At 63.3% G+C, this 16,001-nt stretch carries 16 protein-coding genes; 10 read left to right on the top strand and 6 right to left on the bottom strand.

The annotated features are described in order from the left end of the window. The first annotated feature begins 259 nt into the window (after nt 1–259). The 4 genes from leuA (at nt 260) to NKH59_RS23740 (ending at nt 5,719) form a co-directional block, all read left to right on the top strand. Complete coding sequence (leuA, locus tag NKH59_RS23725) at nt 260–1,996, top strand: 2-isopropylmalate synthase (protein WP_352994452.1); 1,737 nt, start codon at nt 260–262, stop codon at nt 1,994–1,996. 143 nt (nt 1,997–2,139) lie between these two features. Further along, a complete protein-coding gene (locus tag NKH59_RS23730; RefSeq protein WP_352822376.1) occupies nt 2,140–3,936 on the top strand; it encodes a tetratricopeptide repeat protein in 1,797 nt (598 codons plus the stop codon). Between the two features lie 227 nt (nt 3,937–4,163). Next, complete coding sequence (locus tag NKH59_RS23735; protein WP_353023248.1) at nt 4,164–4,967, top strand: alpha/beta fold hydrolase; 804 nt, start codon at nt 4,164–4,166, stop codon at nt 4,965–4,967. Between the two features lie 134 nt (nt 4,968–5,101). Next, nucleotides 5,102–5,719 (top strand): hypothetical protein, encoded by a 618-nt coding sequence (locus NKH59_RS23740; RefSeq protein ID WP_353023250.1) that lies wholly within the window; start codon nt 5,102–5,104, stop codon nt 5,717–5,719. Between the two features lie 75 nt (nt 5,720–5,794). Here the strand turns inward: NKH59_RS23740 and NKH59_RS23745 are convergent, their stop codons facing one another. Then, entirely contained in the window at nt 5,795–6,739 is a 945-nt protein-coding gene (locus NKH59_RS23745; protein WP_352980572.1) for a metallophosphoesterase family protein, read from the bottom strand. Nucleotides 6,740–6,792: 53 nt separating this feature from the next. Here NKH59_RS23745 and NKH59_RS23750 point away from each other — a divergent pair, with 53 nt between their 5' ends. Then, a complete protein-coding gene (locus NKH59_RS23750; protein WP_352540967.1) occupies nt 6,793–7,290 on the top strand; it encodes an NUDIX domain-containing protein in 498 nt (165 codons plus the stop codon). A 306-nt stretch (nt 7,291–7,596) separates the two neighbouring features. Here NKH59_RS23750 and NKH59_RS23755 read toward each other — a convergent pair whose 3' ends face one another. Together NKH59_RS23755 and NKH59_RS23760 are read right to left on the bottom strand one after the other, a co-directional pair. Then, a complete protein-coding gene (locus NKH59_RS23755; RefSeq protein WP_352540966.1) occupies nt 7,597–7,746 on the bottom strand; it encodes a hypothetical protein in 150 nt (49 codons plus the stop codon). A 119-nt stretch (nt 7,747–7,865) separates the two neighbouring features. Further along, on the bottom strand, nt 7,866–8,855 hold the full coding sequence (locus NKH59_RS23760; protein WP_352540965.1) for a glutathione S-transferase family protein: 990 nt from the start codon (nt 8,853–8,855) through the stop codon (nt 7,866–7,868). A 281-nt stretch (nt 8,856–9,136) separates the two neighbouring features. Here NKH59_RS23760 and NKH59_RS23765 point away from each other — a divergent pair, with 281 nt between their 5' ends. The 4 genes from NKH59_RS23765 to NKH59_RS23780 all read left to right on the top strand — a co-directional run bounded on the left by NKH59_RS23765 (nt 9,137) and on the right by NKH59_RS23780 (nt 11,806). Continuing rightward, entirely contained in the window at nt 9,137–9,691 is a 555-nt protein-coding gene (locus NKH59_RS23765) for a GNAT family N-acetyltransferase (RefSeq protein ID WP_352540964.1), read from the top strand. A gap of 63 nt (nt 9,692–9,754) precedes the next feature. Further along, complete coding sequence (locus NKH59_RS23770; RefSeq protein ID WP_352540963.1) at nt 9,755–10,516, top strand: SDR family NAD(P)-dependent oxidoreductase; 762 nt, start codon at nt 9,755–9,757, stop codon at nt 10,514–10,516. Between the two features lie 16 nt (nt 10,517–10,532). Next, complete coding sequence (locus NKH59_RS23775; RefSeq protein ID WP_352540962.1) at nt 10,533–11,294, top strand: HugZ family pyridoxamine 5'-phosphate oxidase; 762 nt, start codon at nt 10,533–10,535, stop codon at nt 11,292–11,294. A 173-nt stretch (nt 11,295–11,467) separates the two neighbouring features. Beyond that, a complete protein-coding gene (locus tag NKH59_RS23780; RefSeq protein WP_352540961.1) occupies nt 11,468–11,806 on the top strand; it encodes an ArsR/SmtB family transcription factor in 339 nt (112 codons plus the stop codon). A 72-nt stretch (nt 11,807–11,878) separates the two neighbouring features. On the opposite strand, the gene NKH59_RS23785 is transcribed toward NKH59_RS23780, so the two are convergent. After that, nucleotides 11,879–12,883, bottom strand: a complete 1,005-nt coding sequence (locus tag NKH59_RS23785; RefSeq protein WP_352540960.1) for a L,D-transpeptidase — start codon at nt 12,881–12,883, stop codon at nt 11,879–11,881. 312 nt (nt 12,884–13,195) lie between these two features. On the opposite strand from NKH59_RS23785, the gene NKH59_RS23790 reads away from it, so the two are divergent. Continuing rightward, on the top strand, nt 13,196–13,993 hold the full coding sequence (locus NKH59_RS23790; protein WP_352502237.1) for a TrmH family RNA methyltransferase: 798 nt from the start codon (nt 13,196–13,198) through the stop codon (nt 13,991–13,993). Between the two features lie 37 nt (nt 13,994–14,030). Here NKH59_RS23790 and NKH59_RS23795 read toward each other — a convergent pair whose 3' ends face one another. Both NKH59_RS23795 and NKH59_RS23800 read right to left on the bottom strand, forming a co-directional pair. Then, complete coding sequence (locus NKH59_RS23795; RefSeq protein ID WP_353023252.1) at nt 14,031–15,194, bottom strand: coiled-coil domain-containing protein; 1,164 nt, start codon at nt 15,192–15,194, stop codon at nt 14,031–14,033. Between the two features lie 147 nt (nt 15,195–15,341). Next, entirely contained in the window at nt 15,342–15,923 is a 582-nt protein-coding gene (locus NKH59_RS23800; protein ID WP_023679557.1) for a DUF1134 domain-containing protein, read from the bottom strand. Between the last annotated feature and the right edge of the window lie 78 nt (nt 15,924–16,001).

Genomic DNA, 16,001 nt, shown 5'->3' on the forward strand with positions numbered 1-16,001 from the left:
CTCTTTTGCGTCTCGTCCGACCGGCATTGCCGGCCAGACCGTCCGCGCGTTTGCCTCCACCCTGCTGCTTCTCGGCCTTATCGGCGATCGCCGGGTTCGCTGAAGGAGCGCCCGGCGGTCGAATTCGCCGCTCACGCGCACGCTCCTTGGCCAGTCACAAAATTGGCACGTCACATCAAGCGAACGAAATTCTGGTAAAGGCGCCGCTCGCCACCAATCCGCCTGAAGCTGGATCCGCGAGCCGCCGGGAGAAAAGACGATGAACGCACGAGAAGATATCCGTCTGAATGTAGAGGAAACCGCCAGCCCCGCGAGGGGCATGCCGGATGCTGCCCGCAAGTACCAGCCCTATCCGACCGTCGGTCTTGCCGATCGCACCTGGCCCTCGAAAGTGATCGATAAGGCGCCGATCTGGTGCTCGGTCGACCTGCGCGACGGCAACCAGGCGCTGATCGATCCGATGGGCCAGGAACGCAAGGCGCGCATGTTCGCCCTGCTGCTCGACATGGGCTTCAAGGAGATCGAGATCGGCTTCCCGTCGGCCTCGCAGACGGACTTCGATTTCGCCCGCTGGTGCATCGAACAAGGCAACGTGCCCGCCGACGTCTCGCTGCAGGTGCTGGTGCAGTGCCGGCCGGAACTGATCACCCGCACTTTCGAGGCGCTGAAGGGCGCCACCAATCCGATCGTCCATTTCTACAACTCGACCAGCGAGCTGCAGCGCCGCGTCGTCTTCGAGAAGGACGTCGCCGGCATCAAGCGCATCGCCACCGACGCGGCCAAGATGATCACCGACATGGCGGCCAAAGCCGGCGGCGGCTACCGTTTCGAATATTCGCCGGAGAGCTTTACCGGCACCGAGCTCGAAGTGGCACTGGAGATCTGCAACGCCGTCACCGAGATCGTCAAGCCGACGGCGGAGAACAAGCTGATCATCAACCTGCCCTCCACGGTCGAGATGTCGACGCCCAACATCTACGCCGACCGCATCGAATGGATGTGCCGCAATCTCGACAACCGCGAGAACCTGTTGATCTCGCTGCATCCGCACAATGACCGCGGCACCGGCATCGCCACCACCGAACTCGGCCTGATGGCGGGCGCCGACCGCGTCGAAGGCACGCTGTTCGGCAACGGCGAGCGCACCGGCAATGTCGACATCGTGACGCTGGCGCTCAACATGTACACGCAAGGCGTCGATCCCGGGCTCGACTGCTCCGACATCAACCGCATGAAGGACGTCTACGAATACTCCAACCAGCTGAAGATCCCCGAGCGCCATCCCTATGTCGGCGAGCTCGTCTACACCGCCTTTTCCGGCTCGCACCAGGACGCTATCAACAAGGGCATGAAGGCGCTGCGCAAGGCCAACACGCCGCATTGGGAGGTGCCCTATCTGCCGATCGACCCGGCCGATGTCGGCCGCAGCTATGAAGCCATCATCCGCATCAACTCGCAGTCCGGCAAGGGCGGCATCGCCTATGTGCTGCATGCGGATTACGGCCTCAACCTGCCGCGCAACCTGCAGATCGAGTTCAGCCAGGCCATCCAGGCGATCACCGACGCCGAAGGCAAGGAGGTGCCGGCCAGGCGCATCTACGAGCGCTTTCTCGACACCTATGTCGACCAGCCCGGCGCGCGGCTGAAGTTCCTCGACCACCACACCTACCCCGACACCGAGGTCAAGGGCCGGCGCGTGGTTGAAGCGGTGATCCTCGACAGGGGCAAGGAGGTGACCATATCGGGCACCGGCACCGGCCCGATCGACGGCTTCGTCGATGCGCTGTCGCGCCATGTCGGGGTGCCGATGTCGGTGCTCGATTATTCCGAGCATTCCATGCAGCGCGGCTCGAACGCCTCGGCCATTTCCTATGTCGAGATGGAACATCCCAGCGGCAAGCTGTTCGGCGCCGGCATCAACACCAACATCGTCGCCGCGTCGCTCGAAGCCGTGGTTTCGGCCGCCAACCGCATCGTCGGCCGAAAGGGCGGCTAGCCGGGACTGCCAGGCCCGCGCATCAGCCCACCGGAAATTTTATCCGGTGGGTACGCTATCGCACCATAAGCACATGCTTGTAAGGCGCCGCCAGCGCGATATGATTGTACCTCAACCTGTGCCGAATTCGAAGGGATCGACACTTGCAGCATACCACGCCTGCCGCCCCCGCAGTGCGCGAAACGCTGGAGCGATTGCTTGCCAGCGAAACGTTCGGACGATCCGAGCGCGCGCGCAAGCTGCTCCGCTACCTGGTCGAGCGCGAGCAGGCAGGCGAAGCCGACAGGCTCAAGGGCTTCTCCATCGCGATGGACGTGTTCGGCAAGGACGGCGATTTCGATCCGTCGACCGATGCGGTGGTGCGGGTGCAGGCCGGCAGGCTGCGCGAGCTTCTGCAGCAGTATTTCGCCAATGAGGGCGTTGCCGAACCGGTCCGCATCGCCATTCCGCGCGGCGGCTATGTTCCGTCCTACGAACTCAACGCCATTCGCTTGCCGGCGGAGGTGGAGCCCAAGGCAGAAAGCAAGCCGGAGCTGGCAACAGAGGAAGCGGCGACGACCGCCCCGCCCGGATCGCTGGAGGACGCCCGCAACCGGGCACATCCGGCCGCATTGCTGAGCGTTCCAGCCGTCGCCCCTGCTGCTCCTTCGCTGCAACGCCATTTGCAGTTCTTCTGGCTGGCGATCGCGCTGGTCATCCTCATGCTGGGTGTGCTGATCCTTCGCCAGGGTAGCGTGGTATTGCTGACCGGCGGCGACACGGCGGTCGAGACTGCGGTGGCGACCGGCAGCATAGCAGCGCCTCCGGTTGAAAACCTCCCCCAGGTCTACATCGCCATCAAGGCCGACAGCGACCTGGCTCGCCGTGTCGCCGCATCGCTGCGCGCCGGCCTCAGCGGCTTCGATACCATCAATTTCATCGGCCGTGATGCCGACAGCCCGCCCGATCCAGTAACCGACGCCGCCAGCTTCGTATTCGATGTCCTGCCCGGGCCGCGTAGCGGCGACATCATGCTCGAGCTGCAAAGCGTGGCGACCGGCCGCGTGCTGCTCTCACGCAACCTGACCGCCGGCGACAGCGCGAACACCGCCATCGAGGACCAGATCTCCGGCATTTTGACCTCGGCTCTTCCCGCCTCGGGCACGATCTACAACTACATCGAGCAGAGCGGCATCCAGACCGGGCTGACGGCGTGTCTGGTGCTCAACGGCAAATATTATCTCGACCAGAATGCCCAGACGCACGAAGCCGCCTACCGCTGCCTCGAAGATCTTGCCAACCGGGAGGCGAAGTCGTCGCTCGTCTATTCGGAACTTGCGTCCTTGCATCTCGAAGCGGTCACCGACCACTATCCCTACCCCGCCGACGCGACGATCGACAAAGCCATGACGTTTGCCCATCGCGCCATCCAGATGGGCCCGACCAGCCCCTACGCGCACCGCGCCCTTGGTTACCTCAATTCGCGCATGGGCGATTCCGCGGAATCGATCCGCTGGATGCGCAAGGCCTATGAGCTCAATCCCTACGATCTCGCAATGGCCGCCGCCTACGGCTACGGGCTGGTTTTCGCCGGCAAGTACAGCGAGGGCGCCCCGATCCTTGCTCACGCGGTGGACATCGCCAGCGCCCATCCGACATGGTGGGATTACGGGCTGTTCGCCGGAGAGTTCATGATGGGCGACATGAACAGGGCCACGCTTGCCAGCGACGGCTTGCGAACGACTGAAATGAAATCGCATTATCTGGCGGCGCGGCTGATCGGCGCCAAGGCTGCCGGCCGCGAGAAGCTGGCGAGCAGGCTGCTGCAGGAACTGACCACCAAATTTCCGAAATTCGCAGCCGATCCGCGCACAACCTTCGTCGAACGAAGATATCCCGCCGATCTGACCAACCGGCTGGTGGAGGCCCTGCGTGCCGCCGGGCTTGGCGGCGCCAGCTGACGTCTCCCGGCGCGTGCACGACGTCAGGTGATCGCGAAGATTTTACTGGCCATCCGGACGGCCAAAGCGCAATTCAGACACAATTTGAACCGGCCAATCTGATCCCCCATAGGTCTGATCCTGCATAGATTGATCTCCACATAAGTCTGACCTCCCGCAAAGACTGATCCTCGCATAAGACCGCCCCGGCATCCTGACTGATTCCGGCACCAAGCCATAAAGTTTGCATGACCCCATCCCTTTACGCTGCCGAACGGGGCGCCGGCCCGACAACGATCGCCTTCCTGCATGGTTTCGGTGGCTGCCACGACGACTGGCGCGATGTGGCCGAGTCTCTGGCGCCCGGCGCGCGGACCCTGGCCTATGATCTGCCGGGACATGGGCTGTCGCTCGATTTTCCGGGCGGCGGTCCGGCCAGGATCGCAGCGAGTGCCGTCCTTGCGGATCTTTCCGCTCGCGGGATAAAGCGGGCCCATCTCGTCGGTCATTCGATGGGCGGCGCGGTGGCCGCCCTGATGGCATTGAGCGAGCCCGAAAGAATGGCGTCGCTGACGCTGCTGGCGCCGGGCGGTTTCGGTCCTGAGATCAATGGTCCGCTGCTGCGTCGCTACGCCGCCGCTGCCGGCATGGATGAAATCCGCGCCTGTCTTGCCGCCATGTCGGGACCGCAAAGCCGGCTGCCGCAGCATAGGGTCGAACTCGTCAGCGAGATGCGCCAGCGGCCCGGCCAGTTGCGTACACTTGTCGAGCTCGCAGCCGCCATGACCAGGGATGATCGGCAAGGCGTCATCCCGAACGAGCGGCTTGAAACGCTGAATATGCCAATCATGGTGGTTTGGGGAACCGACGACGCGATGCTGCCCGTCAGCCAGGCGGACAGCGTGCCGAAGCATTTTCATCTGCACCACGTGCTGGAAGCCGGCCATATGCTGGTCCAGGAAGCGCCCGGCCTGGTCGTCGAGGCCGTCCGTCGCAATATGCGGCGCCGCAGCAGGCGACTTCGTCCAGCATTCGCCGCTGCGGCGAGCTGATCGGTCTTGGCGCAGGCACGGCGGCGGCGCTTGTGCTCATCCAGCGAACCCCTTGCCGGCCCATCGATCTCGCAAGTGCATTTTGCCGGCGGCTGTGTTAATTCGGTGTTAACCAAACCCGCGAGGCAACGCCGATGAAGGACGCAGGCGAGAACATCACCCAGATCGATCAGTCGCGAAAACTGTCCGATGCCATTCGCGACGTCAAGAACGCCTTCGCCGACCGCGATGACGTCGTCGTCGACATGCGCGAAGCGCATCGCATGCGGCTCGATCTGCTTGCCGCCGAACTCGCGTCGGTCTTCGCCGACGTGCCCACCGACATGGACAGTTTCGACTTCGCCGTCTCGTCCGGCCTGCAGCCACGGCTGTGGATCGACGCCGTCAGCCATGTCGCCATGGGACGCGACCGTCGCACCTACCGCTTTCTCAAGGACACGCGCATCGGCCGCGTCGTCCTCGCCGAATCGACCGACATGAAGGTCGTTGCCGACCAGGTGACGCGCTATGTCGCCGAGCGCGTTGTCGAACACCAGAGAATGATGGAAGGCGGCATCGAGCAAGCCGTCGCCGGCCTGAAACGCGCCCTGGTGGCGGAGGCCGAGCCGCCGCTGCAGATCGCTGCGCGCAGCAACGGCTGGTCGGCGTTCTTCTCGGGCCTCGGCCTGATCGCCGCCGGCGCGCTGGTCGGCCTGGCGATTTCGCTCGTGTTGTTCTGGGACCGCATCGTCGCGATGAAAATCAGCTTCTAGAGCGGTTCAGCGTTTCACGGAACGCTGAACCGCTCTATTTCTTTGTTTTGACGCAATTCCGGACTGAAAACCGCTTCACACTTTTCCTGGAATTGCTCTGGCCATCGACGCCTCGGCCCCCACGCCAAGCTCCAGCGTCTGCAGATCGCTGGGCGGCAATGCCGGCCCGGTCAGGCCGCGGCGCGTCAGCCTGATCCGCCAATTGTCCTTTTCACCGTCGATGTCGAGCAGATTATATTGCGCCGGCGCATGCGAACTGCCGGGCGCCTGCCCCGCCGCGGCGACCCCGACCACCGGAATTTTGATCTTGCGGGCGCCGATGAAGAACAGCGACGGCACATGCGAATGGCCGTGCAGCACAAGCTCGGCACCATGCCGGTGAAGAACCTTGTGGAAGCGCGAGATGCCGAACAGCCGCTTGTTCTGCGAAACCGCGCCGCGCACCGGCGGATGGTGGATCATGATCACCCGGAACAGGCCGCGCTTGCCCGTGGCGTCGAGCATGTCGCGCAGCCGTTCCGCCTGGCCCTCCAGAAAGAAGCCGTTGGCCATGAACGGAGCCGTGGCGCGCGCCGTCGTGACGCCGACCAGCGCAACATTGCCGCGTACGCGCAAATAGGGAAAGGTGTTGCGATCGACCGGCGTATTGACGCCGTCGCCGGTCATCCACGCCGCCCAGGACCGGCAGGTCTTGTCGAAGGCGCCCGGCACATAGGCATCATGGTTTCCCGGCACCACCGACACGTCATTGGGCGAGCCCAGCGTCTCCAGCCAGTGCTTGGCCATCTCGAGCTCACCGTCGAGCGCCAGATTGACCAGGTCGCCGGTGATGGTGAGATGGTCCGGCCCGCTGGCCTTCATGTCGGCGACGATCGTGTCGATGACGGCATCGTGCATGTAGCGGCGGCGGTTGCGCTGCCAGTTGACGTAACCGACCACGCGCTTGGAGGCGAGATCGCGATAGGTTACATCGGGAAGCGGCCCCAGATGGACATCGGAAATATGCGCGAGCCTGAACATCTTTTCTTCATAGGCGAGCCGCGCGCCGCTTTCCACTCACGGTTTCGCGGACGATGACGCCGGATCCCGAGCAAGCCCTGCGCCAGACCGGCTGGCCGGGCTTCAGGGCAAGGCTGTTTCACCTGTATTTCGTACTGCGGCGGCCGATGACGCTCGGCGTGCGCGGCTTGATCCACGACCGCCCCTCCAATTCCGTCTTCCTCATCCGCCACACCTATGTCCCGGGCTGGCACCTTCCGGGCGGTGGCGTCGAGTTGGGCGAGACGATGATCGAAGCGCTGACACGCGAAATCTTCGAGGAAGGCAACATCGCGCTGACCGGACCGCCGGTGCTGAAGTCGCTGCATTTCAACCGCCGCGCCAGCCGCCGCGACCATGTCGGCCTCTATCTGGTCGAGGCGTTCAACCAGACAGCGCCCAAGCTGCCCGACCGCGAGATCGCCGAAGCCGGCTTCTTCCCGCTCGACCGCTTGCCCCAGGGCACGACACCGGCGACGCTGCGGCGGATTGCCGAAGTTTTTGGGGGGAATTCGGCATCGCCTTACTGGTAGATCATCTCTTCAACAGCTTTGGCTACGTCGGTATAGACCGGCAGCATTCATTGTTCTCAGAGAGATAAATGCTGAGCGATGAGGAGAAAAAATGCAACACAGCCAAAACGATAGATTTAGAATCGCGCTCTATGTATCACTTTACACGGGAATTAATGTGACAACATTTTCCGTTATAGCGTTAATTTCGACAATAGTTCTTGGGATAGATCCATACATGTTAGCAAAAGTTGGAAGATTCATCCAATTCACAATACAATTAGTTGCGGCATTCGTGACATATTTCGTTTTTATAAAGCGACATGCTCAGCTTTTTACTCGCACTGAATTCTGGAAAATGGTCGGATTCTCAACCCTGATAGAAATGATTTTGGGAATGGCTGTGCTTCTGCCGTCGGGATTGTTACGCGCAATCCCGCCCCAGATGTCGGTCGTGATCGTCATGATCAGCGGCATCGTTGCGTTCCTTGCAACGTCGCTCGGCTACTCCAATCGATTTGGAAATACCATATTGAAAGCTGAACTCGTTAGAAGGGCAAAGATGGACTCCGAGACCTTCCGCTAGATCGCTGATTTCACGCCGCCTTCCTGAACCTGTCCCGGTCATGCGGCGCGCCGTAGTCCAGCTCCGGCCCGACCGGCACGATGCGCGTCGGGTTGATGGTCTCGTGGCTGCCGTAATAATGCGCCTTGATGTGGTGCAAATTCACCGTGCCGGCGACGCCCGGCACCTGGTAGAGATCGCGCAGGTAATTCGACAGGTTCGGATAGTCGGCGATGCGGCGCAGATTGCACTTGAAATGGCCGATATAGACCGGGTCGAAGCGGACCAGTGTCGTGAACAGCCGCCAGTCCGCCTCGGTGATGCGGCCGCCGACGAGATAGCGCTGCCTTGACAGACGGTCCTCCAGCATGTCGAGCGCCGAGAACAATTCGCCGAATGCCTCCTCGTAGGCTGCCTGCGTGGTGGCGAAGCCGGCACGGTAGACGCCGTTGTTGACCGCGGGATAGACCAGCGCATTGATCGCATCGATCTCGCCGCGCAACGGTTGCGGATAAAAATCGAGCCTGGCATCGCCCCATTCGTCGAAGGCCGAATTGAGCATGCGGATGATCTCGGAGGATTCGTTGGAAACGATGGTCTGCTCGCGTTTGTCCCACAGCACCGGAACGGTGACTCGGCCCGAATAGCCGGGATCGGCCCTGGTGTAGATCTGGTGCAGGAAATCGAGGCCGTAGAGCGTGTCGCCGGTGGCGCCGTCCTCGGCCAGGAACGTCCAGCCGTCGGCGCCCATGAAATGATGGACGACCGAGACGGAAATCACGTCCTCGAGTTTTTTGAGCACGCGAAAGATCAACGTCCGATGCGCCCACGGGCAGGCGAGCGAGACATAGAGGTGGTAGCGGCCGGGCTCGGCCTTGAAGCCGCGTTTTCGCCCTTCGGCCGGCGCGCCGTCGCGGGTCACCCAGTCGCGCCACTGCGACTGCGCGCGCACGAATTTGCCGCCGCTCTCCCCGCTATCGTACCGGCGGTCCTGCCATTGGCCTTCGACTAGCAATCCCATGCAATATCCTTTCGCGTTCCTACCCGATGTAGGGCACCAAGCGGCGCCGCGGAAATCCCCGATGCTGAACAGATCGTCAACGGCTGCGTCGTCGAGTGCGCGTCGGCTGCGCGGGCCGATTGCGGCGGCTGAAAATTGGTGCTAGCGGACATCCGCATGTTCGACTTTGCCGTGATCCGGTTCGACCGACGACGAAAGAGCGCCCGCGCTTGATGAAGCGCTGACTGGCGAACGCTGCCGCTTGCAGCAAACCTTTCCTCGCATACCGGAACGCAAAGACCATGAGCCTTGCCGACTTGAAATACCTGGCCGACGTGAAATACCTGCCGGAAACTCCGGCGCACGATCCTGAAATCGAAGCCATCAATGACGAGGCCTTCGGGCCAGGCCGTTTCGTGCTCGCCGCCTACAAGATCCGCCAAGGTGGCCCGCATGAACGGGCTTTGTCCTTCGTGGCCGTCGATGGCGCAATCGTCGTCGCCTCGGTACGGATGACGCGCATCGCCGCCGGTGCCGGCCGCGCGCTGATGCTCGGGCCGCTCGCTGTGCGGCCGGCCTTCAAAAATTTCGGCATCGGCCGCCGGCTGGTGGCAATCGCGCTGGAAGCCGCCGCCAAGGCCGGCGCGCCGGCGGTGATGCTGGTCGGCGACGAACCCTACTACGGCCCGCTCGGCTTCAGGAGGCTGCCGCGCGGGCAGATCTCGATGCCGCGTCCGGTCGACCCCGACCGGCTTTTGGCGCACGAGATCGTGCCGGGCGCGTTGGCGAGGCTGGCGGGCGAGGTTTGCCACGCCGACCAGGCAAGGATTGCCGCGCACATCGCCGCGATGGCATGACCATGCCGGTGCTGTCGCACGGTGGCTTGGCGGCATAGTCTGGGCACGGAGGAGGACGTCGAGATGAACCCGAACGGCCAGATTGCGATCGTCACCGGTGGCGGCTCCGGCCTTGGCGAGGCGACGGCGCGCGCTCTTGCCGCCGGCGGCGCCAGGGTTGCCGTCCTCGATCTCGGTATCGAGCGTGCGGCCAAGGTGGCGGCTGACGTCGGCGGCATCGCCGTCCGATGCGATGTGAGCGACGCCGAGAGCGGTGCCGCCGCAGTCGCGGAAGCGGCAGAGACGCTCGGCGCGCCGCGCATCCTGGTCAATTGCGCCGGCATCGTTGTCGGCATGAAGACGATCGGCAAGGACGGACCGCATCCGCTCGATCAATACCGCAAGGTGATCGAGGTCAATCTGATCGGCACCTTCAACATGATCCGCCTGGTCGCCGACCGGACCGCCAGGCTCGAGCCGCTGCAGGGCGGCGAGCGCGGTGTCATCGTCAACACCGCGTCGGTCGCGGCCCATGACGGCCAGATCGGCCAGGCCGCCTATTCCGCGTCCAAGGTCGGCGTCGTCGGCATGACGCTGCCGGTGGCGCGCGATCTCGCCCGCTCCGGCATTCGCGTCTGCACCATCGCACCCGGCATCTTCAGGACGCCGATGATGGCCGGCATGCCGCAGGAGGTGCAGGATTCGCTCGGCGCCGCTGTGCCCTTCCCTTCCCGTTTGGGCGAGCCTTCGGAATACGCGGCACTTGCCTTGCACATCATCGAGAACCAGATGCTCAACGGCGAGACAATTCGCCTCGACGGCGCCATCCGCATGGCGCCGAAATAAATGCGACGGTGATGCCTTGGACGAACCCAGGAAAGACGTGATCCGCGCGACCGATACCGAGGCGATCAGGCTGGCAAAGACGCTGATCCGCAGCGCCCGTTTCGGTGCGTTGGCAGTGCTCGAACCAGGAACCGGTTCGCCGCTGGCCAGCCGGGTCGGCGTCGCCACAGACATCGACGGCACGCCATTGATCCTGGTATCGATGCTGTCCGCTCATACCGGCGCCATCCTTGCCGACCCGCGCTGCTCATTGCTCGTCGGCGAACCCGGCAGGAGCGATCCGCTGGCGCATCCGCGATTGACGCTCGTCTGCCGCGCCGTGCGGCTGGAGCGCGGATCGAACGAACACGCCCGCGCCGAGCGGCGCTACCTCAACCGCAACCCCAAGGCAAAACTCTATGCCGGGCTCGGCGACTTCTCGATTTTCCGGCTCGAACCGGAGCGCGCCAGCCTGAACGGAGGCTTCGGCAAGGCCTATCTGCTCGACCGCACCGATCTGGTCGCGACGGGAGCGATCGTCGAAGAGCTTGCCGCCGGCGAGCAATCGGCGCTCGACCACATGAACGCCGACCATCTCGATGCGATTGCCCTCTACGCAAGTCATTTCGGCGGGGCCGAGAGTGACGGCTGGATCGTCACCGGGTTCGACGCCGACGGGATGGATCTCATATCGGGCGACAATGTCTGTCGGGTTTTCTTCCCCGAGCCGCTGAGAGCGGCGCGCGACCTCAGGCCTGTCCTGGTTGACATGGCCAAGGCGGCCCGATCGGCAAATTAATCACAGCCGCACAGTTAATCGGCTTGCGTGGAAAGCAAGCCTTGAGATTTGAGCGAAATGTTCTACCTTTGCGAGTGACGCTGAATCGCTGGCGTGCATCTATAGGGAAAGTCTATGGAATCCGACGCTATTGCCCCCATAGCGGCGGATGAGCAAGAAGGCATGGGGGATCTATGGTCTCGAACAAACTAGTCGCCAACGCCGGAACCGCGGCTGCGTTTCTGACGCTGATGGGCAACGAAAAACGTTTGTTGATCATGAGCTATCTGGCCGAGGGCGAGATGTCGGTCGGCGCCATAGCCGAGAAGGTGTCGCTCAGCCAATCCGCCCTGTCACAGCATCTGGCCAAGCTCAGGGCTTCCGACCTTGTCGAGACCCGCCGCGACCGGCAAATGATCTATTATTCCTGCAAGTCCGCGGCGGTGCACGAATTGCTGCACATGCTGGACGGCATTTTCGGCGAAGGTGAACTGTCGCAGATGGCTCACCGGCTGCGTCGCGCCGGGACCTGAGCGGCCGGAGCGGAGAACGCCCCGCCAAATCCGCTTTGCTGCCAAGTCCGCCTTGCTGCCAAGTCCGCTTTGCTACTGAACGCGCTCGTCGGCGGCCTGCGCAATCTCGCCCTTGAACTCGACATTCGTGCCCGGCTGCACCATGGAGGCAAGGTCTTCGGCATCCCAATTGGTCAACCGGATGCAGCCATGCGAAAAGGTCGTGCCGATCTTGCCCGGTTCGGGCGTGCCGTGGATGCCGTAGCTTTCGATCGAGAGATCGATCCAGACCGATCCCACGGGGTTGTTCGGCCCGGCAGCGATGGTGAAGGGCCGCTTGGTCTTGACCCCCTTGAAAGCGAAGTCCGGATCGTAGTGATAGGTAGGGTTGTGCACCACGCGCCTGACCTCCGCCATGCCGCTTGGCGCCGGCTTCTCCTCGCTCCCGATCGAGGCGGGGTAGACCGCCAGCCATTTGCCGGCACGGTCGAGCACACGCACCAGGCGAGCGCCCTTGTCGACCTCGACGGTGGCGACGCCGGCGGGAGGGTCGCCTCTGCCGACATCAGGCACCACCAAGGTCCTGCCTGGTTTCCTGAGGCTGGTGCCCGGATTGAGCATTCGCAGCAATTGGTCGCTGACGTGGAAGCGCTCGGCCAACCTCTCCACCGCATTGCGGTAGCCGAGCCGCCGCAAGCGGGCCATCCTCTCCAAGCGAGCCGGAATACGCCTGGTGAAAGGTCCGCGCACATCCTTGCGCATCACCTCATAGGTCACCAGCACCGGCCTGGCGGAGGTTGCGATGAGTTTGCTCCAGGTTTGTGGACTGAGCTTGCCCTCGGGCGGAAGTCCGTTTGCCGCCTGAAACGCGGCGACGGCCTTGGCGAAGTTCTGGGAAAGGCGCCCGTCGATCAGGCCCGGCGAGAAGCGGGCCCGATCCAGAAGGATCTGCGCCTTCAGCAGCATCGGATCGACACCCTTCGGTTCGCCGATAGTGAATTGGGCCTGATTGACGGTGGCTGGATCGAGCTTGGCCGCGCTGGCCACGCCACATGCAAGGGCAAGCGTGGCGGTAAAGACGAGGAGGAGCCTGATCATCGATGTCCTCCCAGGACCGCAGCAGGAGCCCGCCTCTATGACGCGGCATGGCCCCGTGGGGTTCCTTCGCCCCATCGAAATTCTGCATTGAAGCGGCTTGGCCGAAGTGCCGTGCCGCGGGAATCAATATCTCCATGCCGCCAGGAGGCCAGGCAAGGCGTCTCGGCCCGGCGCCTTGTGATTGGATTTGACCGTTAGAGCGGCGTGCATCCATTTGGACGCTGAGATACGGTCAGAGCTTCGGATCCGGCATCATGCCTTCCGAAGCCGAATCCCGATTCGCGGCCGACGCCAAGATCCGCCCAGGAAGCCATGAATCCGATCCGCATAGACGACCCGCAGGATCCTCGCGTCGCCGCCTATCTCGACATCCGGGAACGCGATCTTGCCGGCCGGCAGGGCCGTTTCGTCGCCGAAGGCAAGGTGGTGCTCGACACGCTGCTTGCCGCCCGTCGCTTCGAGGCAGAATCGGTGCTGGTGCTCGAGAACCGGCTGGCCGGCCTCGATGACGTCCTGCGCAAGGCGCCTGCCGGGCTTCCGATCTATGTCGCATCCGGCGAAGTCATGGACAGGATTGCCGGATTCCACATGCATCGCGGCATATTGGCGATCGGCCGCAAGGGCGCGGCCGTCTCCGCTGAAGCTTTGCTCGGCGCACTGCCCGCCCGCGCGCTGATCGTGGTGCTGGTCGGCATCGCCAATCATGACAATATGGGATCGATCTTCCGCAATGCCGCCGCCTTTGGCGCGGATGCCGCGCTTCTCGATCCGACCTGCTGCGATCCGCTGTACCGCAAGGCAATCCGCGTCTCGGTGGGCGCGGCCTTGAAAGTCCCCTTCGCCTGCTTTGCCGATACCGCGGGCTGCACCGCAATGCTCGACCGGCAAGGCTTCAGCCAATTCGCCTTGTCGCCGCGCGGGCAGATCGACATTCGCGATGCCAAGAGAAACGAGCGGCTGGCGCTCTATCTCGGCACCGAGGGCGAAGGCCTGCCGGAAAGCCTGCTTGCCCGCCTGCAGACGCTGCGGATCGGTATGGCGCAGGGCTTCGACAGCCTGAACGTCGCCGCCGCATCAGCCATCGCGCTGCATCATTTTTCCGGAGCCTAATTTAGAGCCGGGGCGTCCCGCTCGCGCTTGTGGAATCTTAGTCGGTCGAAGCGGCCTTCTGCAGCGCCCGCACCCGATCGGCAAGGCTGCGTCCGCCGCTCCCCGGCCGCGTATCCTCAGGCGCTGCAAGCGCCCGGGCGATCGGCGAATCCGGCCCGTCGAGCTTTGCCGTCAAGGCCACGACTTGCGCCGCCAGATCGTTCATCTCTTCGCGCAATGCCGCGCTGGCGCTGCCGGTATCGTCTCCGGTCCGCGATTTCGACGTTTCGACGGCAGCAAGATCTGTCTTCAGCCGCCTGTTCTCGCGTGCCAGCGACGTCAGCCTGGCCTCCAGCCGCTCGCGGTCGGCGTCGAGCTTGGCGGTTGTCTGTTCGATGTCGCCGTTGGCGGCCACATTGACCTGACTGCCTGGCACGCCGGCAAGACCCACCGCAGGCGCCCTTTCAGCGCCTTTCGGCTTTTCGCGAAGGCGCACCAGTTCCTTCTCGCGGCGCTCGAGCCTGTCCTCGCGATCGGCCAGCGAGGCGAGCAGGCGTTCGACCTTCTTTTCCAGGTCGCTGGTTCTTTTCTTCTCGGCCTTCAGCGCGTCCCGCAAAACCTTGCTTTCGGCTGCCAATTCCTGGCTGCGCCTGTCCGCCTCCTTGCGCTGGCCGCGCAGCAGCGAAATGTCGCTTGCCAACTTCTGCAGCTCGGATTCGCGCGCCACCAGCTCGATCTGCCGGCTGCTGGATGAAAAACTGGCGTCGTCATACATGTGCTCCAGTTTCCGCAGTTCGAGCCCGCGCTTTTCGAGGGCGCGCTCGGTCTCCGCAAGCCGTTCCGACAGCTGCTGCAGTTGCTCATCGCGCTTGCGAAGCTCCTCGCCGCTGGCTGTAAGATCGGCGACGACCCGGTTCTTGTCCTGTCGCTCGGCCGCCAATTCCTTCAGGGCTTCGCGGTCGCGGCCGATCTCGACCAGCTGTTCGGCGGCTTTCTCGCGCAATGACTTGACGTTCATTTCAAGCCGGCGCACCGAAACCGCGAACTCGGCGCGAATGCGATCCTTGTCCGCCTGGATCTCGGCCAGCGTCAACGGCATCGAGCCCTCGACGCGCTTGCGCGTCAGCGCCACCGCCCGCCGCCACACGGCCGGAGCAATCATCAGCGCCAGAAAGCCGGCGCAGAGAAAGCCGAGAACAAAGAACAGGATCGACTGGACCAAGATGACTATCCGTTGTGCATGGCAACCGCCAAAGGTCGACTTTGCCATCTTCGCATGACGGAAATCCGGCACCACGGCAAGAGTATGCTGCGGCAAAGCTCAGACCGTGGGATCACAGCTCCAATCGCAGTGGCGCCATCATGCAGGTCAGAACGGATTCCAGGTCGCGCGCTGGGTGAGCTTGAGGTAGCCGAGATTGACGCCGAGACGAGCGCCGACGCCGGTACGGATCGGCACGAGCAGCACATTGTTGTTCTTCAGCACGTTGAAGCCGACGCCGGCGACGACATAGGCGGAGCCGGCGACGCCGCCAAAACGATTATACAGGCTGCTCACATCGTCGAGATTGTAGACCAGCATCATGACGCGCGAGCCCTCGCCGCCGAAATCCCAGCCGAGCGAAGGGCCTTGCCAGAACACTTTGTGGTCGCCGGCATTCTTGGTGTAGAGCGTGCCTTCGCCATAGGTCAGGCCACCGATCAGCGCCCCGGACCCCTCTTCGCCGAGCAGATAGCCGTTCGGCAGGCCATAGGTGGCGAAAATCTTCTCGACGACGGTGGCGAGCCCGCCCGACGTCGCGCCGAAGAATTTATGACCGGAATCGACGATCTCCTGCGCGGTGTATTCCTGCGCCCGCGCGGCCGATGCCGAAAAGGCGACAAGGCCGATGAGCGCGATCGTCATTGAGATGACACGGAAAAAAGTCCGGTCGTAGAATCGGGAAACCATGCTTCCAATCTCCGTCAGGGAGCACTTTCGCCGACGCCTCGCACCCGTACGGCTCTTTGGCGGCCGTTAAGGATGACT

Origin of the sequence: Mesorhizobium sp. M0998, assembly GCF_040318885.1 — a bacterium.
Lineage (GTDB): Bacteria > Pseudomonadota > Alphaproteobacteria > Rhizobiales > Rhizobiaceae > Mesorhizobium.